We start from the raw sequence: 21,033 nt of genomic DNA on the forward strand, positions 1-21,033 counted from the left end.
TATCTGCTTTTGCAGGTTAAAGTGAGAAGGGGCGAATAGTTCGTCCCTTCTTTTGTGTTTAAAACTAGTGAGGTGCGGCTTCTAAGCTTTGTCATTTATCATTGCTGTCGGGAATGATATGAATGTCAAACCTTAGGGGCCTCCACTAGAATAAAATCAGGATATTAAAATATATGTCGATGTTTAACATTGTCCGTAAAGAATTTCAATTTGGTCAGCATCAGGTTGTACTGGAAACTGGCCGTGTAGCACGTCAGGCGAATTCCGTGCTGATCACTATGGGTGGTGTTTCTGTACTGGTTGCTGTAGTTGCTCAACCGACTGCCAAAGCTGGTCAGGACTTTTTTCCACTGACTGTGAACTATCAAGAAAAACAATATGCTGCCGGTCGTATCCCGGGCGGCTACGGTAAACGCGAAGGCCGTGCATCTGAAGCTGAAACTCTGATCTCACGTCTGATCGACCGTCCAATTCGTCCATTGTTTCCAGAAGGTTACTACAACGAAATTCAGGTAACTGCAACCGTTGTTTCTTCTGACAAGACCATGGATGCTGATATTGCTGCCATGCTGGGTACTTCAGCTGCGTTGTCAATCGCTGGTACACCATTTCGTGGCCCAATCGCTGGTGCACGTGTTGGTTTAATTAACGGCGAATATATTCTTAACCCAAACCATGAACAGTTAAAAGAAAGTGATCTTGACCTTGTGGTTGCTGGTACTGAAACTGCGGTACTGATGGTGGAGTCTGAAGCCAAGGAGCTTTCAGAAGACCAGATGCTGGGCGCAGTACTGTTCGGTCATGATGAAATGCAGATTGCTATTCAGGCAATTAAAGAATTTGCAGCAGCAGCAGGCGCGACTGAGTCAACTTGGGTTGCACCTACTAAAAATGATGCACTGCTTGAACAGCTAAAAACTGCTTTTGAAGCTAAAATCTCTGAAGCATATACAATTGCTGTAAAACAGGAGCGTTATGCAGCTCTTGATGCCTTACATGCTGAAGCTATTGCACAGTTTGTTCCTGAAAGTGACGAGACTGGTATTGCTGACGAAGTAAACGAACTGTTCGAAGAGCTGAAATATCGTACCGTACGTGACAATATCCTGTCAGGTAAACCACGTATCGATGGTCGTGACACTAAGACTGTACGTGCACTTGATGTACAGGTTGGCGTACTGGAACGTGCTCACGGTTCAGCATTGTTTACCCGTGGTGAAACTCAGGCTCTGGTTACTGCAACACTGGGTAATACCCGTGATGCGTTGATGGTTGATACACTGTCAGGGACCAAAACTGACAACTTCATGCTGCACTATAATTTCCCAGCGTATTCAGTAGGTGAGACTGGCCGTGAATCTGGTCCTAAACGTCGTGAAATTGGTCACGGACGTTTGGCGCGTCGTGGTGTACAGGCTGTGCTTCCACCGGTTGACCGCTTCCCATATGTTCTACGTGTAGTATCTGATATTACCGAGTCAAACGGTTCATCTTCTATGGCTTCTGTCTGTGGTGCTTCACTTGCACTGATGGATGCAGGCGTACCATTAAAAGCTCCAGTTGCAGGTATTGCAATGGGTCTGGTTAAAGAAGGAGAACGTTTCGCTGTACTTTCTGACATCTTGGGCGATGAAGATCACCTGGGTGATATGGACTTTAAAGTAGCCGGTTCTGCTAATGGTATTACTGCCCTTCAGATGGATATTAAAATCGAAGGTATTACTGAAGAGATCATGGAAGTTGCCCTGAATCAGGCATTTACTGGTCGTATGCATATTTTGAATGAAATGAATAAAGTCATTTCTCGTGCTCGTCCTGAAATTAGTATGCATGCTCCAACATTTGCTGTGATTACAATTAATCCAGACAAGATTCGTGATGTTATTGGTAAGGGCGGCGCGACAATTCGTCAGATTACTGAAGAAACTAAAGCTGCAATTGATATTGAAGATAATGGTACCGTTCGTGTTTTCGGTGAAACTAAAGCTGCTGCGAACGCTGCAATTGCCAAGATTCAGGCCTTAACTGCTGAGGTTGAGCCAGGCAAGATCTACGACGGTAAAGTTATCCGTATTGTTGAATTTGGTGCATTTGTAAATATCATGCCAGGTACTGATGGGCTGTTACATATTTCACAAATTTCAAATGAGCGTATCGCTAACGTAACTGATGTTCTTAAAGAAGGTCAGGAAGTGAAAGTTCAGGTTGCTGATGTAGATAACCGTGGCCGTATTAAACTGACGATGAAAGATATTGAGCAATCTTCTAACTAAGTTTGTTATCAATTTGAAATGAAAAGAAAAGCCTGCTTGATGCAGGCTTTTTTTATGTCATGATGCATATGTAAATTTTTATAATAATTATCAGGTATGCAGGTTTATTATTTCTATCGACATCTGAGCGAACAGTGCATTTTTGTGAGTCATCAACCCGAAGAAGGCCACGAGCTTGAGTTTATCTGGATTGATTCGACCCGTGACGATGTAATTAATCATGTTAAAGACTGGCAGAATAAAATTCATGAGCTTTCGCAGCTGTCCCTGTCTGAATATCATGTCAAAGATATTTTAAACGTAGAGCATCCATGTACTTTCGATAGTACTGAAGAATACAATTTACTGATCCTTAGAAAACTGGTTACGCCAGATGACCAGATCAAAAATATTGATCTTGGACTGGAACCGCAGGAAAGTGCTTTTGGTCTGGCTACCACGCCAGTCAGTTTTATTTTTAACCCTGATCTATTAATTACAGTGCGGGAAAAAGGCAATACTATACTGGAAGTCTTTATCCACCGGCTTCAGGCCAGCCTCAGTTGCAATATTGATGATCCTGGAAAACCACAAAAACTCGCCACCTCTCCTTTTGATCTGGCATTACGTCTTTTATGTAGCATTATCGATAACTATCTCGATATCCGAATGCCATTAACACGGCGGGTTGAATACTGGCAGCGTGAGTTGCTGCAGGGCAGAAAACGTTTCAAACAGTGGCATCAATTATTTCAGGAAATGACTCTATTTCAGCAAATTGAAAATCTCTGTGAAGAACAGATTGAGGCTATGCAGGAAATCCGTGATGAAATTGTTCAGAACTATCATCATCTAATGGGAGAAGATCTGGTTGATCCTCAGGATATCCTGTTGATTCGACTGGATGATCTAACTGGCCATATTGAACGGGTACAAAAGCATACCACCCGGCTTCGAAACTCCATACAAAGTGCCATTAATCTACATTTCTCTGCTATTTCCAACCAGACCAATGAAAATATGCGGATTCTGGCGATTATTACAACTGTTTTTGCGCCTTTGACCTTATTAACCGGTATTTATGGAATGAACTTTGAATATATGCCGGGACTTAGTGTAGAGAACGGGTTCTGGCTCATGCTGGTAGCCATGCTATTCTGCACAGCCTTGCTCATTTATCTATTTTACCGGCGACATTTGCTGGGGCGGGGAGAGCGCAGTATTCTGGATCTGCTGGCTCAGCAGCATCATCAGCGTAATGTAAACCTGTCCTGGTTACTCGATGAAGAAAGGTATCATTCAGCACAGCAGCAGAGAAAACGGGCCAGATTTAAATTACGTAAATCGGTCGATTAATTTTTCTCTACTCCAGAGTTAAATTTATAGTTTATTTGGCCCAAGTTATACAGCTATTTGGGTTTAAATAAACCAATCTGTTTGCGTAAATGCTGAACTTCATCAATCAGATCTAGCATTACTGCAACTGCAGATAAACTGGCATTAAAATCACGCTGTAAACGGTAAGCCTTCCGGGCACGAGCTACATCTTCGCCCAGAAACTGATATGAAGATTGCTGAGAGCGTACTGGTAAAATATCGTATTCGAGCAATTCCAATACCCATTCCTGACTCTGTCCACACACTTGAGCAAAATGTTCAAGATCTAGCATAGATTGCTCGTCAATAATTTCAGAGTCATGTTGGCCCTGATATACAACTTCACGGTAATGAATAATCGCCATTTTCCATGCTCCTTAATAAGCGCGAGGCTGATAAGATACGAATGCTTCAGCCAGAGATTCATAAGCCTGCTGTTGCTGTGCAGTGGTTGCCGGTGGCACTACAATGTTCAGGATAAGATAAAGATGGCCCGGTGTTTTATTTGGAATTCCTTTATCTTTCAGGCGAAGTTGTTGGCCAGACTGGGCATTTTTAGGCAGGTTTACATTCAAGGAACCGGCTGGTGTATTTACGGTAATCGCTTTGCCTAGTGCAGCCTCCCAAGGAGTAACATTAATGGTATAATAAACATCCGTACCATCTACCCTGATTCGGTCAGTATCCCGATACTGTATTTCAATATATAAATCACCATTCTCGCCGCCATTAATACCGAGCTGACCTTGACCGCTTAGGCGGATTTGCTGGCCTTCTTTCATACCTTTAGGTATTTTAACCTGTAAGGTTTTGCGCTGTACCTCTGGTTCCCCATATGCATTTACAGTCGGAATCTGCAAAGTGATATTTTGAGTCGCTCCCTGATAACCGACTTCTACATCAATCTCGATCTTGGCGTGCTGGTCTTCACCACGATAACTACGAGGCTCGCGCTGGTACTGATAGTGGCCTCCACCAAATCCTGTACCAAAACGACCAAACAGGTCTTCAAAACCATTAAAATCTGAAGCATCTCCTTGAGAAAAACCTTGCCGATAGAAACGGCTGCCATCAAAGCCACCCTGACCTGCATTCTGATTAAAGCCAGAGAAGCCTTGTGGATGATCCAGCATCTGGTCATATTCAGCCTTCTTTTCCGGGTCACTTAACGTATCATAGGCAACATTAATGGCCTGCATCTGTGCTTCCGCATCTGCTTCTTTACTGACATCAGGATGATATTTACGGGCCAGTTTTCGATAACTTTTCTTGATTTCTTCAGGACTGGCATCTCGTGAGATACCCAATTGTTCATAATAATTTTTTTCCATAGATCAGCTCTACGTCTATTCATTTATCTGTTTTAATTCATTATTGGAGTTGTATAAAAAAAAGCCAGAGTAAAGCATTAGTTATATTGTTTCAAAGCGTGACAAAAAAAGCCCCGAGAACTGGAGCTTTTTGATTTAAGTTTCAATTAAATATTCTAGTATTTAACCCAAGTCACACTACGGCCTACGACGGATACACCTACGTAGCCTCTTAGCGTGAGGTGTTTGCCATTTGCATTGACCTTGGCCTTACCCTTATAAATTTTTCCTCCGATCGGATCAAGTACACGACCATCAATGTATTCATATGGATTATTTGGATTCTGTTTAAAGTTATAAATAAAGGGAAGGCCAATAAAAGGCTTACCTTTTAAATCACCTGGACAGTTTTCACATATTTCCATTTTTGGGCGGCCAGGTACTGCACGAGTTTCTACGATTGTGCCGGTATAAGTACCATCTGCATTTTTCTTGACCATTACATCAGCGCGGGAATAGCCCGTCCGGTCATCTACCGTTTTCCATTTACCGACCAAAGGATCAGCGCTTGCAAAACTTAAAGTGCTAATCGTTGTAAAAAAGATCCCCGCAGCCATGCAGGACAATAGTTTCTTCATGAAATAAACCCCAAATATAAATTAATAATTTTTTCAGTCTTGTTTTAGAGTAAAACGCCTAATTTATAACGGCTCATCTTTAAAATTTCAACCAAAAAATCAATAGGATATTGCGATAAGGAGAAAGTAGTAAGACAGTCATAAAATCTGAGTCAGGTTTGGTAGAGAGGAAGTTAAATTTTTTATTTATTAATCAAAAATTTATTTTTAGATAAAGATATAAGAACTTCAATGTTAAAGCGTGAGAAACAGGTAAGCGAATAAGGAAAATAATAAAAAAGCCCTAAGGAATTAGGGCTTTAAAATTCTGATTCTTAGTAATTTTTAACTGAGATGTTCGCCAAACAGGCCCAAGGCTTCTTCAGCAGTGAAAGTATACTGTGCCTGGCAGAACTGGCAGTCCATTACGATTGGATTCTGGAATTCTAGTGTTTCACGCACAGCACTTACGCCAATCTGTTGCAGAGCAGCAGCACAACGCTCTTTTGAACAGGTACAGCCAAAACGTAAATGTTCAACCTCAGGCAAGCGGACGTCCTCCTCGTTATAAAGACGATAAAGTATTTCCTCGGCGCCAAGTTCGGTCAGTTCTTCCGATTTTAATGTTTCAGTCAGCATGGTTAACCGTGGCCATAAGTCTTCATCCACGATTTGCTGTTCTTCTTCACTATTACGTGGTAAAAGCTGAATCAGTAAGCCACCGGAACGCTGTTCATTACTGGCCAACACTAACCGGGTCGGAATCTGGGCAGACAGGTCATAATACTGCATGAGACATTCTGCCAAAGTTGAACGGTCAAGCGGTACAATCCCTTGATAGCGTTCGCCAAATTCGGGTTCGATATTGATAAATAGCACTGGATTGACCAGAGAGCCGAGTACGACACTACTATCTGTGGCCTCGCCAAAACGTGGATCTTCTTCATACTCAGCCAAGGCACGGACCTGACCTAAATGAGTACACTCAGCCATAGCCCATTTAAAAGTACCGGCAGCCTGAATTTGTAAACTGATACGGCCCTTAATTTTCAGGGTACTGGCCAGCAGTGCAGTCGCACTTAGCATTTCGCCAATCAACAGTTGTACGGCGGGTGCATAGGGACGCTGTGCCAGAATAGTTTGTAAGGCTTCTTCAAGATGAACAACTTCACCACGAACAGGGCTATTCTCAAGATAGAAGCGTTGACGTAAATCAGACATAAATTTCTCCAAACCCTGTCTTTATGGTGTCTTTATTTTAAAATACAAGTTAATTTTGACCACCCTGTGTAACATCACTACGATAATTTTCCACATTCGGGTTTAAATCAGATTCTTCATATCTTGCCTGTACCTGCTCATTATAGGCAAACAAATGTTTGAGCTCTGCTAAAGCATTGCCATGGGTTTCATAAATTTTATGATCATCACGATTAAGACGTTGTTGCTGTTTAAGCAGTATTAAGTCGTGCTGGCGAAATGCATCTACTTGCTCATGGGCTTCTTCTAAGGATAAACCATGAGCATGTAACATATATTCTGCCATATCTAATGCAGAAAGCTGGGTTTCCCGCCAGAAATGTTCTATTCCCATATCACGTAGCAAATGTACGTGATAGCGGTCGCGAGCCCGTACCAATAGTTTTAGTTCAGGATAGTTCAGCCGTATATAGCGTACTGCATTCATACAGTCTTCTACATCATCAATGGCGATAACGAGTATCTTGGCCTGTTCAATACCGGCCTGTTGCAGGGTTTGAGAATCAGTAATATCTGCCTCAATAAACCGTCCGCCATACGCTTCAATAAACTCTGCTCCAGGCTGATTATTATCAATGATGGTAAAGGGTAGCCGCTGCTGATGGGCAACTCGGGCAATAATTTGACCAAAACGGCCAAAACCGGCAATGATCAGTGCCGGAGAGGCTTCAGTATTAACATTATCTTGTCTGGTTTGTTCGGGTCGCTGTTTTATGATGTGCTGGGCCAGTAAATAGATAAATGGGCTGAGCAACATTGACAATATAATAACTGCGGTTAGCTGGTTCATTAGAACCTGTTCAATTAACTGTTCTTTTAATGCCGCATACAGCACTAGAAAAGTTAGCTCTCCGCTCTGAAAAAGGCCTAAACCCAACAAACTTGCATTACTCCAGTTCAGGCGCGAGTAATGTCCAAGTACAGCTAATACAATTGACTTAATGATCAGTAAGGCCGCAACCAGAGAGACAATAAAGACTGGGGACTGTGTAATCACAGCGAATGAAGCATATAAACCAAGACTTAGAAAGAAAAAACCGGACATCAGGCTACGAAAAGGTTTGATCATGGTTTCAAATGCATGTCGAAAAGGAGTATCTGCCAGTAACATCCCTGCCAGTAATGCACCGATCAGCACATGCAGCCCTAAAGCATCTACGGTAAGAAAAATGGCCAGTACGGTAAACAGGGCTGTAGCGGCCATCAGTTCAATACTGTTCTGTTTGGCCAGATAATTTAAAAATGGCTGGATCAGATAACGGCCAAAAAGAAAAACGCCACTAATAGTTGCAAGAGTTGCAGCAAAATAGGCAATCCCATGCTGTGAACTTTCAGTACGGGTAAATAAGGGTAATAAGGCAATTAGGAATATGGCGACCAATGCCTGTGCCAGAGTAACTGCAAGTGTGTATTGACCAGTAGTGGTATTAAGCTGTTCATATTGTGTCTGTAACTGCAGGGCCAGAATCATGGCAGAGAGGGCTAGAGCAAAACCGACAATAAAACTGTTCAGCAGCGGTAACTGCAATACAGTTATTCCCAAGGTTACGATGAGCCCTGCAGTGATAACAATTTGAATACCACCTAGTTTAATCAGGTGTGATCGCATCAACCAGATTCGTTGCGGCCTGAGTTCCAGTCCTATTAAAAATACAAGAAGAATCGATGCATAATCTATAAAATTCTGAATCAGAGAGAATTCAATCAGATTAAATCCGCTTTGACCCAGAATTAAGCCTGTCACCAGATAGCCGAGCACTGAGGTCAAGCCTAAACGTCTGCTCAGGGCTACCAGGATTAAGGATGCTCCAAGAAAAATCGTCATATATAACATCAAAGACATAAGTTTATCCCGGGCGTTTGTTTTGTTCTTTGTACTATTAAACCTGAAAATACTGCCAAGCTGTAGAGGCCGCTCGTATCTGTCTAGCTGAGTTCCTGCGGGTCAACGTCGATACTCAGCTTTAACTGATGCTGTCGTGGCTGTTGTACTACCATCGCCCACCATTGCCGTAAATAAAAATGCAGCTGTGCCCGGTCAGCTGAAAGCAGGACCAGATGGGCCCGGTAGCGACCCGCCTTACGCTCCATAGGGGCAGGGATAGGGCCCCAGATATCAACCTGACTACCTGCAAGTTCACGTAGCTTACGAGCAATTTCAGCTAAAAATTCCTGACTGTATTGCTGGTTTCTGGAGTCGGCTCGTACCAGTACCGTATAACGATAAGGCGGCAGCTGTGCCTGCTGGCGCTCGATGAGTGCTTGTTTGGCAAAAGCACGGTAGTCTTTCTCGATCAATGTAGTTAACAGTGGATGATCAGGCCTTAATGTTTGCAGATAGACTTCGCCCCTGCGGTCTCCACGGCCAGCGCGACCAGCCACCTGAATGATGAGCTGGGCTGTACGTTCCGGCGCACGAAAATCAAAGCTGAGCAGTCCGGCATCAATATCCAGAATCGCAACCAAGGTCACGTAGGGAAAATGATGGCCCTTGGCTAACATTTGGGTACCCAGCAAAATAGCAGGCTGGCTTTGATGAATCCGTTGATAGATACGGTCCCATTGGCCAACCCGGCTGGTACTGTCACGGTCCACACGAATTACATCAAAATCTGGAAAGAGCTCGGTTAGGGTTTCTTCAACCTTGGCAGTGCCCATCCCGAGCGTTTTTAAGGTCGTTTGCTGACATTCGGGACAGCTTTCCGGTACACGATGAATGGAACCACAATGATGACAGTGCAGATGATTATAGGGCTGTGTATGCAGAGTAAAATGTGCATCACAATGGGGGCAGTTGGCCTGCCAGCCACAATGATTACAGACCAGCACCGGTGCATAACCACGCCGGTTTAAAAAAACCAGCACCTGTTCTTTTTTGTCCAGCCGCTGCTGAATCTGCTTGATGAGCTGTTCACTGATTCCATGCTGTTTTTTGGCTACTTTCAGATCTATTAACTGCATTTTGGGTAAGACCGCATTACCAGCCCGCTGGTTAAGTTCCAGTCGTGTCAGTTTATTCTGTTCTACCAGATGATAGCTATCCAGACTGGGTGTGGCTGAGCCAAGAATAATCGGACAGTTTTCCAGATGGGCACGGTAGAGAGCTACGTCACGGGCATGGTAGCGAAAGCCTTCCTGTTGCTTGAATGACAGATCATGCTCCTCATCCAGAATAATCAGTCCCAGCCGGGGCAACGACGTATAAATTGCTGAACGGGTTCCGAGAATAATGGAAGCCTTGCCGGTTTGGGCATGCTGCCATGCTTGCAAACGTTTGGATTCACTCAAACCAGAATGTAATAGTACAATATCTACATTAAACCGTGATTTAAACCGGGAAATGGTTTGAGGTGTCAACCCGATTTCGGGAACCAGAACCAATATCTGCTTGCCCTGTTTTAGTACCTCATACATCACCTGCAAATAAACTTCTGTTTTGCCGCTACCAGTCAAACCATCAAGTAAGAAGGCCTGAAATTTCTTCAAGGATTTTAAAATACGCTGAATTGCTTTGTGCTGATCTTCATTGGGGGTGAGCGGCATTTGTGCCAGCTGCACCGGTTCAGGCGTGGTATTTATTGCTGTTAATTCACAGCGGACAATTTCTTTTTTTTCAAGAGCTTTTAAAGTGGCAGTTTCAACACCACTTAAATTCAGAATATCTTCTGTTGTACCAGCTGCATGTAATTTTAAAATCTTATAAGCATCTTGCTGCTTGATTGAACGCTTGAGCAGCTGTTCTGCATCAGGCTGTACCACCTTCCAGACTCGAGCCAGCAGATTTAGCGGTTTACCCTGACGCAACAGGCCGGGTAGAGCACATTGCATTACCTCACCCAAAGGAAACTGATAATACTGGGCAGACCATGTCAACAAACTTAAAACTTTGCTGTCTATAATGGCTTCCTTGTCGAGCAGCTCAGTAATAGCCTTAAGTTTGATACGCGGATCAGGCATAACATCGGGAGAAATTTTCTCTACAATGATACCAATCAGATTCTGCCGTCCAAAAGATACTGCTACCCGCGCACCGACTTCTGCCTGTAGATATTGTTCGGCACTAAGCAGATAGTCAAAACTATCATAGAGATGAACAGGTACAGCTACCCGGACACGGTATATACAGCAGTTATTATGGGACGAGCTAGGCATATAAATTTCGTTAAAGGTTTTAGATAAAATGGCGTCATGCTATCGACTCGGTTATATTACAGTGAGCAAGCGGACAACAACATGAATATGAATGATCTGTATTGCCTGATGCAACAGCAATGATGATAAATTTTGGGAAAAACTAGAAAACTACAATGCCAGCATATCAATTTACTGCAATGGATGCTTCGGGAAAGCAGCAAAAAGGCATACTGGAAGGCGATTCCGCACGTCAGATACGACAGCAGCTGCGTGATAAGACATGGATTCCGGTCAGTGTCGAACCAGTAGAAAATAAAGAAAAAGGTCAGACCAGATCATGGCGCAAAAAAGGCTTAAATGCCTATGACCTGGCACTTATGACCCGTCAGCTTTCAGTACTGGTCGCGGCCGCAATTCCGTTAGAAGAAGCTATTCGGGCTGTAGGCAAACAAAGTGAAAAAGTACATGTACAGAATCTACTAATGTCGGTACGTTCCAAGGTGCTCGAAGGCCATTCACTGGCTCAGGCTATACAACAGTCTGGGCGTTTTCCTGATCTTTATATTGCCACCATCGCAGCGGGTGAGCGTTCAGGGCATCTGGACCTGATTCTGGATCAGCTGGCCGACTATACAGAAAACCGCTTTGCCATGCAGAAGAAAATTCAGGGGGCAATGGTTTATCCGATTATCCTGATGCTGATGTCATTTGCGATCGTAATGGGATTAATGACCTATGTAGTGCCGGATATTGTAAAAACATTTGATCAGAGCAAGCAGGCACTTCCCGCCATTACGGTTATTTTAATGAAGACCAGTGATTTTATCCGTCAGGCTTGGCCATTTTTACTGGTGATCAGTGTAGTGGGTATTATGCTGCTGATACGTTTTTTAAAGACTTCAGCCGGCCATTATACCTTTGACCGCTTTGTACTGAAGTTGCCTCTCTTTGGTAAATTGGCTCGTGGTATCAATGCTGCCCGTTTTGCCAGTACCCTGTCTATTTTAACCCGCTCCGGTGTACCCTTGGTTGATGCGCTTAAAATTGGTGCGGCGGTTAGTAATAATTGGGTAATCCGGGATTCCGTCAATCTTGCTGCAGAAAAAGTAACAGAAGGCGGTAACCTGGCGACCCAGCTTGAACGTGCCGGTTATTTCCCGCCGATGATGGTACAGATGATTCGCAGTGGCGAGGCATCCGGTGAGCTGGACCGCATGCTGGAGCGGGCATCTACCATGCAGGACCGTGAAGTGGCTACTTTTATATCTACATTACTGGCTTTGCTGGAACCGCTGATGCTAGTAGTCATGGCCGGTATTGTGCTGGTAATAGTAATTGCAGTGATGTTACCTATCGTGAATATGAACAATATGGTTTAATTTTTTAAAGACTATAAGTAAAGTGAGAAAATTTTAATGCAGAACAAGAGTTATCGAACCCGTCAGACTGGTTTTACCCTGATTGAAGTCATGGTGGTAATTGTGATTTTAGGTGTACTGGCAGCGCTGATTGTACCGAATGTAATGGGACGAGGTGAAAAAGCCAAGATTGATACCACAGTCATTACCTTAAAAGGTGTAGCAGGGGCATTGGATCAATACAAACTCGATAATGGCCAATTTCCCTCAATGCAGGATGGGGGACTGGATGCATTGGTTAATCAGCCAGCGACAGCCAAGAACTGGCTACCGGGAGGTTATGTAAAAGGGGGCTACCCTAAAGATAGCTGGGATAATGATATCCAGTATGTAATTCCTGGTTCAGAAGGCCGTAGCTATGACCTGTATTCATTTGGTGCAGATGGTAAACAGGGTGGTGAAGGTACAGATGCCGATATTTATTACCAGCCATAAGTTTTATAATATTTAATACGAGTATAAATAAAATGAGTATGGCGAAAGGAATAGAATGATTGGGTTAAATTTAAAATATAAATAGTAAATAAATAGCTTCACTTAATGTAGACAATAAATATTAAGTGAAGTGATAATAATTCTTGATATATAATATTATTTAAGTAATTGTTTTTATTTGATTTTATTATATAATTTTATTTAATATTAATAATAAGAACTATTTTCATATCGAATAGTTACAATAATAATGAAACATGAATAAAAATAAACTTCTTATTTAAAAAAAGATTGAATAATATATTTAGAGACAGTAAATGTCAGGGAGTCATAAATATGAAAGCAGTCTTATTCTCAGATAATTTAAACTCACTGCATTTAACCATGCTTAAATCTGTGCTTTTGGTTTTGAGCTTATTGCCTGTCAGCCATTTCATTTTAGACTTCTGGCAAACCGTAGAGGGCAGTAGTCAGATTATGGTGGGTTTCTTCGCAACCAGTTTAATAGGTGCTTTAATTTTTTTAAGTTTCTGGGCTGCTTTAAAAACTAGTGCTGTAGAGCTCACAATGGAAATTCCCAATCTCTGGGAGGAGTGTATGCTCAAATTATATCGCCATCTGCCAATGAGTGTTCTGGCTGTCATACTTTCTTATCTGAGTGTTCAGCTTTGACTTTAATACCTATTTAAAATGTACAAAAAACCGGATGATGAAATCCGGTTTTTTTATCTAGAATAAAAATTTAGGCCTTAGCGTCGCGATTTAAATGAAACATCTACTTTACGTGGACGATAGATCCAGCCCAAGACCAGAAGAAAAAGTGAAAAGCCCAGAATCGGCCAGTCGCTAAAACGGTTATACCAAGTTTGGCCTTGCATGGCCGGCAGTTCGCCGCGCAGTACAAACTCCTGATCAGTTGGAGCCTGTTTTACTATATGACCGGTATGATCAATAAATGCTGTTACACCTGTATTGGTTGCCCGGATAAACCAGCGTCCATTTTCTTTGGCCCGCATCTGAACCATTTGTAAATGCTGCCAAGGTCCAGCTGTACCAGTAAACCAGGCATCATTCGAGACAGTCACCAGAAAGTCACTGGTGCTGGCGTTGCGGCGAGTCAGGTTGGGGTAGGCAATTTCATAACAGATAGCTGATGCTAAGGGATGGTTTTTAATCATCAGTGGTTTTTGTTCGCTTGAACCACGGGAAAAACCACTAAGCATGACATCATTTTGTACACCTGGTAAAACCCAGCTGAGTAAGCCTGAAAGCGGAATATATTCCCCGAATGGAACCAGGCGCTGTTTTTTGTACAGACCTTCTGCTTCACTGCCAGAAGCCATAATACTGTTATAATACATCGGATAACCGGTCTGTTTGGATTCTTTCAAATCCCAGTAGGGAATACCAGTTACCCAGGCAGTATCAGTTTTTTCTGCCTGAGTCTGCATAGCTTTTAAAAACGGTTCAATATCACTCTGGAACATTGGAATCGAGGATTCCGGCCAGACAATCAAGTCACGCCCCCATTCGGTCCGGCTCAAATTTACATAAATCATGAGGGTTTTGGCCTGGTATTCAGTCAACCATTTTAGGTCCTGTGGAATATTGCCCTGGATCAGGGAAACTGATAGCGGTTTGGTTGCTTTCTGTTCAACAAAGTGAAGCTGTGCAGCACCCCAAGCTCCCAGCAATAGCACGGCAGAGGGAACCACCCAGAATACCCGTCGATTTAAAACTTCGACCAAGGCACAGGCCAGAGTAATAACAACAAAAGAGACCCCAAACACACCAAAAAGTGGGGCATAGCTGTCTAGGAAGCGTTCAGTAAAGGCATATCCGGCGAATAGCCATGGAAACCCAGTAAACACCCAAGTTTTGGCCCATTCTGAAAATACCCAAAGAGGTGCAAAAGTGAGAGGAGTTTCAGGGAAAAAGCGCCGATAAGCCCAAGCCTGCAAGGCACTAAACAGTCCCATAACCAGTGCCATAATGGCAATCATCAGTACACTGAGGATTGCATTAGTATCGCCATATGTATGGATTGAGGTAAACAGCCAGAATGCACCAACAAACCATAAGCCGAAACCATAGGCCCAGCCAAGTACAAACGCCTGCTTGGCTGAGCGATGACGTAATGACGCATACAAGAGTGCTGGTGAGAGTATCGCCAGCCACCACCAGTAATAAGGGGCCAGCGCAAAGCTAAAAATAGCGCCGGCAAATAAAGAAATTAATAAAGGAAAAATAAGGGGGAGCTGTTTTTTTTGTTCTGAAGTGGATAACAGCTTGTCAAAATATGCTCTCATTTACGTACAGCTCGAATCAGATGAATAGTGCGGGCATCTGCTTCTACAATACTGAATTCCCAGTCTCCAAGTTCAATCACCTGACCTTGCAGGTCACTCACCAGACCGATTTCCTGTAGCAGCAAACCGCCGACAGTTTCTACCTCATCATCAGAAAAATCAGCATCTAAAACTGTGTTGAAGTGTTCAATTGGTGTAAGTGCCTGAACAATCCATGCATTGGCTGTGCTATGTGTCTGGTCTGGAATAATATATTGTGCTTCTTCATCAATCTTGTCGTGTTCATCTTCAATTTCGCCGACAATTTCTTCCAGAATATCTTCAAGTGTTACCAGACCAGAAGTCGAGCCATATTCATCAATAACGATTGCAATATGGGTCTGGGTATTCTTGAGCATTCTCAATACCTGATCTGAGCGTGCACTTTCAGGTACAAACAGCGGTTGACGCATGAGTGCACGTACATCAATTTTAGGTGTTGGCGTGGTCATAAACGGGAGGAGGTCTTTGGCCAGCAAAATTCCGACTACATTATCTGGCTGATCAGATGAAAATACCGGAAAGCGCGAATGTGCCGATTCAATCAGGACATGCAGGATATCAAGTAACTGATCGTCTTCCTGCAGGCTAATAATGGCAGTACGTGGAGTCATGACTTCACGAACTTTAGTGGCTGGCAGGTCAAGTACGCCTTCAAGCATGGCGACAGTATCGGGTTCCAAAAAACGACGTGAATCTTGTACTAGTTTTAACAGTTCATCGCGGGTGCCGGGGGCGGTACCCAACCATTTGCGTAAGCCTCGCATACCCCACGACGGGCCTGATTCCTCGTGCATGATCTTTCCTAAAGACTCTTGGTAGCTAATAAAAGTAATTTAATCATACCGAAGAAAATAAACCTGTGCATCTACAAACATCAGCGAAAGGATAAAAGTTGCAAACGGCAGAGTCAGAAGTTTTATTTTAGAAAAATTCCAATTTTTATAGATAAATCTAAAAATAGCCCCGGTTTTATATAAAAAAGATTCAAAAGAGCCATAGCCCTCAAGAGCTATGGCTGGGGCATCAAATTAATAACGGGTAGCCAAAACCAGAGGGTCATGACCTTCCATCATGGTCTGATCTAGAAACATAACCTGACCACTATTTTTCCTGACCAGTTCAATGAGGTCATCAATAACATCATTAGTCTGGGGTTCTATATCGCCTGCATCATTTAGTATAACGCTCTGCTGTTCAGGAGCCAGTTGGCCCGGTAGTGTGTGACCCTGACGCACATAAAGTGTTGCAGTATTACCTTCTAATGCTGCCCGATAAATTTCCTGGAGATCTGTCCGAATTCTTGGGGTGCCATAAAGCGACTGCATATTCTGTCGTGCCTGTAATTGCCGCTGCTGCTGGTAGTGCTGTAGCGCAGGCTGAATACTGTTAACAATATGTTGGGCATCACCGTTATCCAGATAAGTTACATTATCAACAGTGGCGATTATTACATTAGGCTGGTCACAAATTTCTTTATAAAAACCGATATTACGTTTGTCACCGATCAGAATTACAGGCAAGTTACGTCTGCCTAAAACTGCCTGCAGGTTCTTGTCAATGTGATTTAAGAACTCTTTGAGATATTTATCTTCATTGATAGAACGTTCAGCAGCACTGGTAGTGGCCAAACTGTCAGTTACTACTGGAAAAGCACCATAAGGCAGATTTTCGAGTAAATCAGTATCTTCTGGGTTAAATTCGTGAATAACCCTGTCATCAATTGCCTCAATCAGACGGCCCTTTTCACGGGTAATAACCAGTGCATAATAATGCACAGCAGAAGATAGGCTTTTTAAAATATCACGTACAGCAAACTGATCATTGATTACTACACGCTCCACTGTATCAAATGGAAACCGCAATACATGCGCCTGTTCCGGCGAGGCAAAAATAGCCAGCGTATCAAGATTATAATTTGGTCTGAAGTCATCCAGCTCCTGGTGAATTTTTCGCATGACCTGCTGGGTAATTTCTGCACCATGTTTTTTCTTCAAGCAATCTTCAGCAGCTTTGAGTTGATTTTTTAAAGCAATCGGATCTTTTTCATTATCTGGAAAAGTACGGTGAGTTTTGACAAAGATACTGACCGCCGGTTTCGCCTGAACCTTTTGCAAGTCCTGTAATATTTTTTGCATTTCCTGATGAAGCATCTTATTCACTCCTGCTATTGCTATAGAGAAAAGTGGGAGGTAAGAACAATCAATTAATAATAGCGAATAATCAGCTTAGCAATAATCTAAAAAACAGTGCAGTGCTATTGCTATAAGGCTGTAACAAACTATAAGCATGTATAGCTTTGGTATATATGTTTTAAACGGTCCAGTAAAATGCACCCTATAAATAAATCAGTCAGAGTATTGAGCGCTTTATGTTAAAATAGAGCGGTTTATGTCATTCGAGATAGAGCATGTCTGAACCTGCGTTAACGTCTGATATCCAGTTAAATACTCGTGGGTTACGTTGCCCAGAGCCAGTAATGATGCTGCATCAGGCTATTCGAAAAGTAAAAACGGGTGATGTCGTCGAGGTATTCGCAACTGATCCTTCAACCTCTTGGGATATCCCGAAATTCTGTATGCACTTGGGTCACGAGCTACTGCTTCAGGAAGAATTAACAGATACTGAACATCATAAGGAATATCATTACCTGGTACGTAAGGGTTAATGATGCGTGAGTAGTTATTTATCTGGCCTGGTTTTAGGGTTCTCCTTGATTATGGCGATTGGGGCACAAAATGCCTTTGTGTTAAAACAGGGGTTGCTCCGTCAGCATGTATTTGCAGTAGCTCTAGTTTGTGCGCTGTCCGATGCACTACTGATTTCTCTTGGTGTTTTTGGCTTTGCCCATCTCTTAAGCCAGCAGGAAGGTCTCATTCAGGCGATGAAATGGTTTGGCGCCATTTTTCTGTTTGGTTACGGACTACGCAGTTTTTATCAGGCCTATAGAGCACAGGAGGGTTTACATGCTTCAAAACAGAAAACTGCTTCTCTGCGTCAGACTATACTGCTGTGTTTAACTTTCTCCTGGCTTAATCCCCATGTTTATTTAGATACCGTGGTTCTGCTCGGATCAATCTCATCCCAGTATAGTAATAAGATGGCCTTTGCCAGCGGCGCAGTATCTGCATCCTTTATATTCTTTTTCAGTTTGGCTTTTGGTGCAAGATTATTGGAGCCCGTTTTTGAAAAGCCCAAGGCATGGAAAATTCTAGATATTATAATTGGTATGATTATGTGGCTAATTGCAGTTTCACTGATCGTTAAAGCCTGATCTTTTCTATAAAAATATATATCTGTTATCAATCTCTATAAAAAAGCCCGCTTCATGAAGCGGGCTTTTCTTATTACATATTTGGGTAGTTAGGACCACCACCACCTTCCGGTGTTACCCATGTGATGTTTTGTGAAGGGTCCTTGATATCACAGGTCTTGCAGTGCACACAGTTCGCTGCATTGATCTGGAACCGCGGTCCAGTCTCTTCCTGAACAATCTCGTAAACCCCGGCCGGACAGTAACGCTGTGCCGGCTCGTCATATTTCGGCAGGTTGACCTCAACCGGAATAGACGCATCAGCCAGCTTGAGGTGAGACGGCTGGTTTTCCTCATGTACCGTGTTGGATACAAAGACAGAAGACAGACGGTCAAAGGTCAGCTTGCCATCCGGTTTTGGATAGTTGGGCTTGAAGCTTTCTGCCTCTACAGTTTGCAGGGCCTTGAAGTCGGGCAGCAGGTCATGCAGGGTAAATGGAACCTTAAACACATTCTGGTCAATAAAGTTAAAGGCACCGCCAATCCACTGGCCAAACTTGTGCATGGCCGGGCCAAAGTTACGGGAGCTGTACAGCTCTTCTTTCAGCCAGCTATGGTTGAACTTGTCGGTATAGGCAGTCAGTTCCTTTTCAAAGAAGTCTTCGCCTTCAGCCGCACGGGCATAGCCCACTTCACCACCTTTTTCTACACCGCGGGCAATCGCTTCAAACACTGCTTCACCGCAGAGCATGCCGGACTTCATGGCAGTGTGTGAACCCTTGATCTTGGCAAAGTTCAGGAAACCGGCATCATCACCGATGAGGCAGCCGCCCGGGAAGGTCAGCTTTGGCAACGAGTTCAGGCCACCTTTGGTGACTGCACGCGCGCCATAAGAAATCCGCTTGCCGCCTTCGAGGTATTGTCTGATCAGGGGATGAGTCTTCCAGCGCTGCATTTCAGCAAACGGGAACATATGCGGATTCTTGTACGACAGGTCGACAATCATGCCCAGCGTCACCTGGTTATTTTCGGCATGGTATAGCCACCAGCCCCCAGACGAACCGGTCTCTGACAATGGCCAGCCGGCACCGTGCATCACCAGACCCGGCTTGTGCTTGGCAGGATCAATTTCCCATAGCTCTTTAATACCGATGCCGTAGTGCTGCGGATCGGCATCTTTATCCAGGTTAAATTTCTGGATCAGGCGCTTGCCTAAATGGCCACGGCAGCCTTCGGCAAATAGGGTATATTTGGCCAGCAACTCGTAGCCCGGCATAAAGTTATGGGTTGGCTGTCCATCTTTGCCAATGCCCATGTCACCGGTCTGGATTCCGCGGACCGAACCATCTTCATGGTAGAGGATTTCTGATGCAGCAAAGCCCGGGAAGATCGAGACTTCCAGCTCCTCTGCCTTGGCACCCAGCCAGCGTACGACATTGCCCAGCGAGATGACGTAGTTGCCATCATTATGCATGGTTTTTGGCACCATCCAGTGCGGTGCTTCTTTGGAGGTGGTGTCAGAGAGCAGGAAAAAGGTTCTGTCTTCAGTCACCGGGACATTAAGCGGAGCACCGAGCTCTTTCCAGTCGGGGAAGAGTTCATTCATGGCCCGGGGTTCAAGTACAGCACCGGAAAGAATATGCGCACCAACTTCGGAACCTTTTTCGACGACACAAACGGAAAGATCGGGTAGGTTGTTTTCAATCGCCAGTTGACGGATGCGGATCGCAGCTGAAAGACCTGCAGGTCCTGCACCAACGATCACTACGTCAAACTCCATCGATTCACGTTCGACGTGTTCCATGTAGGACTCCTCATATCGCTAGGGGGGTGGCCACCGTAATCCTTGGAAAAATTCGGCGCTGCCATGAGTGTTCTTGATTGTGAGACACAAATTGCATAACGTGTCTTAATATAGTTTGGGCTAGTATAGTTTCAAACCTTGATCAAGCCAATTGGCTGAGTCGTATTAATTTCCCGTCAGCAAGGCATAAACCATGGTAAAACAAAATAATTCGCTCGAAGAGCTGAAAGAATCGCCACAAAAAGATGATAAAAACTTACTGATCATTGCACAATACATAAAAGATGCACAGCAAAGTCACAAAAGGTCGATTCCCCCGGTTGACCAGTGGCAGCCAAAGCGTTGTGGCAAAATGGATTTAAGCGTAAAAGCCAATGGAGAATGGTGGCACGAAGGTCAATTGATTAAGCGACAGTCACTTTTAGACCTGTTTTCAAGTGTGCTCTGGAAAGAGAATGATCAGTTTTATTTAAAAACTCCGGCCGAGCAGATTGAGATTAAAGTAGAGGATGAACCGTTATTTGTTAATCAGGTGAACCAGATCAAGCTCAATGGTAAACAATATATAGAGCTAACCACTACTAATCAGGATGTGGTAATTGTTGATGAAGACCATCCAATTTTTATGCGTGAATATGAGGGTGAGTTACGACCTTATGTACATGTGCGCTTTGGAATCAATGCCCTGATTCAGCGTCAAAGTTTCTATCACTTGGTTCAATATGGTGAACTTGAAGAAAATGCTGAGGGAAAGACTATTTTGCATCTACAAAGTGGTGATTTGCACTTGCAATTAGGCACCTGAGGTTTAAGCTTTATAGCTGA

General features: G+C 43.6%; 18 protein-coding genes. 8 read left to right on the forward strand and 10 right to left on the reverse strand.

Annotation, left to right across the window (positions count from 1 at the left end):
• Positions 1 to 179: 179 nt before the first annotated feature.
• Both pnp and AC0VYT_RS01380 read left to right on the forward strand, forming a co-directional pair.
• Positions 180 to 2,273: a polyribonucleotide nucleotidyltransferase gene (pnp, locus tag AC0VYT_RS01375; RefSeq protein ID WP_171053900.1), complete on the forward strand. Its 2,094-nt coding sequence runs from the start codon at positions 180 to 182 to the stop codon at positions 2,271 to 2,273.
• 96 nt (positions 2,274 to 2,369) lie between these two features.
• Positions 2,370 to 3,608, forward strand: a complete 1,239-nt coding sequence (locus AC0VYT_RS01380; RefSeq protein ID WP_005016925.1) for a magnesium transporter CorA family protein — start codon at positions 2,370 to 2,372, stop codon at positions 3,606 to 3,608.
• A gap of 53 nt (positions 3,609 to 3,661) precedes the next feature.
• Here the strand turns inward: AC0VYT_RS01380 and AC0VYT_RS01385 are convergent, their stop codons facing one another.
• The 6 genes from AC0VYT_RS01385 to AC0VYT_RS01410 all read right to left on the reverse strand — a co-directional run bounded on the left by AC0VYT_RS01385 (position 3,662) and on the right by AC0VYT_RS01410 (position 10,968).
• Positions 3,662 to 3,994: a chaperone modulator CbpM gene (locus tag AC0VYT_RS01385; protein WP_005016922.1), complete on the reverse strand. Its 333-nt coding sequence runs from the start codon at positions 3,992 to 3,994 to the stop codon at positions 3,662 to 3,664.
• A 12-nt stretch (positions 3,995 to 4,006) separates the two neighbouring features.
• The gene (locus AC0VYT_RS01390) at positions 4,007 to 4,960 is read right to left on the reverse strand and encodes a DnaJ C-terminal domain-containing protein (RefSeq protein WP_005016920.1); all 954 of its coding nucleotides are present in this window, start codon (positions 4,958 to 4,960) and stop codon (positions 4,007 to 4,009) included.
• A 155-nt stretch (positions 4,961 to 5,115) separates the two neighbouring features.
• Entirely contained in the window at positions 5,116 to 5,577 is a 462-nt protein-coding gene (locus AC0VYT_RS01395; protein WP_005016918.1) for a DUF2147 domain-containing protein, read from the reverse strand.
• A gap of 324 nt (positions 5,578 to 5,901) precedes the next feature.
• Entirely contained in the window at positions 5,902 to 6,777 is an 876-nt protein-coding gene (gene hslO, locus AC0VYT_RS01400) for an Hsp33 family molecular chaperone HslO (protein WP_005016915.1), read from the reverse strand.
• A 49-nt stretch (positions 6,778 to 6,826) separates the two neighbouring features.
• Complete coding sequence (locus tag AC0VYT_RS01405) at positions 6,827 to 8,659, reverse strand: cation:proton antiporter domain-containing protein (protein WP_005016912.1); 1,833 nt, start codon at positions 8,657 to 8,659, stop codon at positions 6,827 to 6,829.
• An 83-nt stretch (positions 8,660 to 8,742) separates the two neighbouring features.
• Complete coding sequence (locus AC0VYT_RS01410) at positions 8,743 to 10,968, reverse strand: primosomal protein N' (protein ID WP_005016910.1); 2,226 nt, start codon at positions 10,966 to 10,968, stop codon at positions 8,743 to 8,745.
• Between the two features lie 155 nt (positions 10,969 to 11,123).
• On the opposite strand from AC0VYT_RS01410, the gene gspF reads away from it, so the two are divergent.
• The 3 genes from gspF to AC0VYT_RS01425 all read left to right on the forward strand — a co-directional run bounded on the left by gspF (position 11,124) and on the right by AC0VYT_RS01425 (position 13,475).
• Entirely contained in the window at positions 11,124 to 12,329 is a 1,206-nt protein-coding gene (gene gspF, locus AC0VYT_RS01415) for a type II secretion system inner membrane protein GspF (RefSeq protein ID WP_005016908.1), read from the forward strand.
• 36 nt (positions 12,330 to 12,365) lie between these two features.
• Entirely contained in the window at positions 12,366 to 12,803 is a 438-nt protein-coding gene (gene gspG, locus AC0VYT_RS01420) for a type II secretion system major pseudopilin GspG (protein ID WP_005016907.1), read from the forward strand.
• Positions 12,804 to 13,139: 336 nt separating this feature from the next.
• Entirely contained in the window at positions 13,140 to 13,475 is a 336-nt protein-coding gene (locus tag AC0VYT_RS01425) for a hypothetical protein (protein WP_005016905.1), read from the forward strand.
• Between the two features lie 77 nt (positions 13,476 to 13,552).
• Here the strand turns inward: AC0VYT_RS01425 and lnt are convergent, their stop codons facing one another.
• The 3 genes from lnt to AC0VYT_RS01440 form a co-directional block, all read right to left on the reverse strand.
• Positions 13,553 to 15,112: an apolipoprotein N-acyltransferase gene (lnt, locus tag AC0VYT_RS01430; RefSeq protein WP_005016902.1), complete on the reverse strand. Its 1,560-nt coding sequence runs from the start codon at positions 15,110 to 15,112 to the stop codon at positions 13,553 to 13,555.
• A complete protein-coding gene (locus tag AC0VYT_RS01435; protein WP_005016900.1) occupies positions 15,109 to 15,948 on the reverse strand; it encodes an HlyC/CorC family transporter in 840 nt (279 codons plus the stop codon). Before AC0VYT_RS01435 ends, lnt begins: the two co-directional genes overlap by 4 nt.
• Positions 15,949 to 16,182: 234 nt before the next feature.
• The gene (locus tag AC0VYT_RS01440) at positions 16,183 to 17,304 is read right to left on the reverse strand and encodes an AOC03_06830 family ribosome hibernation factor (RefSeq protein WP_005016898.1); all 1,122 of its coding nucleotides are present in this window, start codon (positions 17,302 to 17,304) and stop codon (positions 16,183 to 16,185) included.
• A gap of 257 nt (positions 17,305 to 17,561) precedes the next feature.
• Between AC0VYT_RS01440 and tusA the strand changes: the two genes are divergently transcribed.
• Positions 17,562 to 17,819, forward strand: a complete 258-nt coding sequence (gene tusA, locus AC0VYT_RS01445) for a sulfurtransferase TusA (RefSeq protein ID WP_005016897.1) — start codon at positions 17,562 to 17,564, stop codon at positions 17,817 to 17,819.
• A 6-nt stretch (positions 17,820 to 17,825) separates the two neighbouring features.
• Positions 17,826 to 18,425 (forward strand): LysE/ArgO family amino acid transporter, encoded by a 600-nt coding sequence (locus AC0VYT_RS01450; RefSeq protein WP_005404550.1) that lies wholly within the window; start codon positions 17,826 to 17,828, stop codon positions 18,423 to 18,425.
• Between the two features lie 73 nt (positions 18,426 to 18,498).
• On the opposite strand, the gene AC0VYT_RS01455 is transcribed toward AC0VYT_RS01450, so the two are convergent.
• Positions 18,499 to 20,208, reverse strand: a complete 1,710-nt coding sequence (locus AC0VYT_RS01455; RefSeq protein WP_005016889.1) for an electron transfer flavoprotein-ubiquinone oxidoreductase — start codon at positions 20,206 to 20,208, stop codon at positions 18,499 to 18,501.
• 193 nt (positions 20,209 to 20,401) lie between these two features.
• Here AC0VYT_RS01455 and AC0VYT_RS01460 point away from each other — a divergent pair, with 193 nt between their 5' ends.
• The gene (locus AC0VYT_RS01460) at positions 20,402 to 21,013 is read left to right on the forward strand and encodes a DUF1285 domain-containing protein (RefSeq protein WP_005016881.1); all 612 of its coding nucleotides are present in this window, start codon (positions 20,402 to 20,404) and stop codon (positions 21,011 to 21,013) included.
• Positions 21,014 to 21,033 lie beyond the last annotated feature (20 nt).

The organism is Acinetobacter sp. QJM3NY_42 (assembly GCF_056173745.1).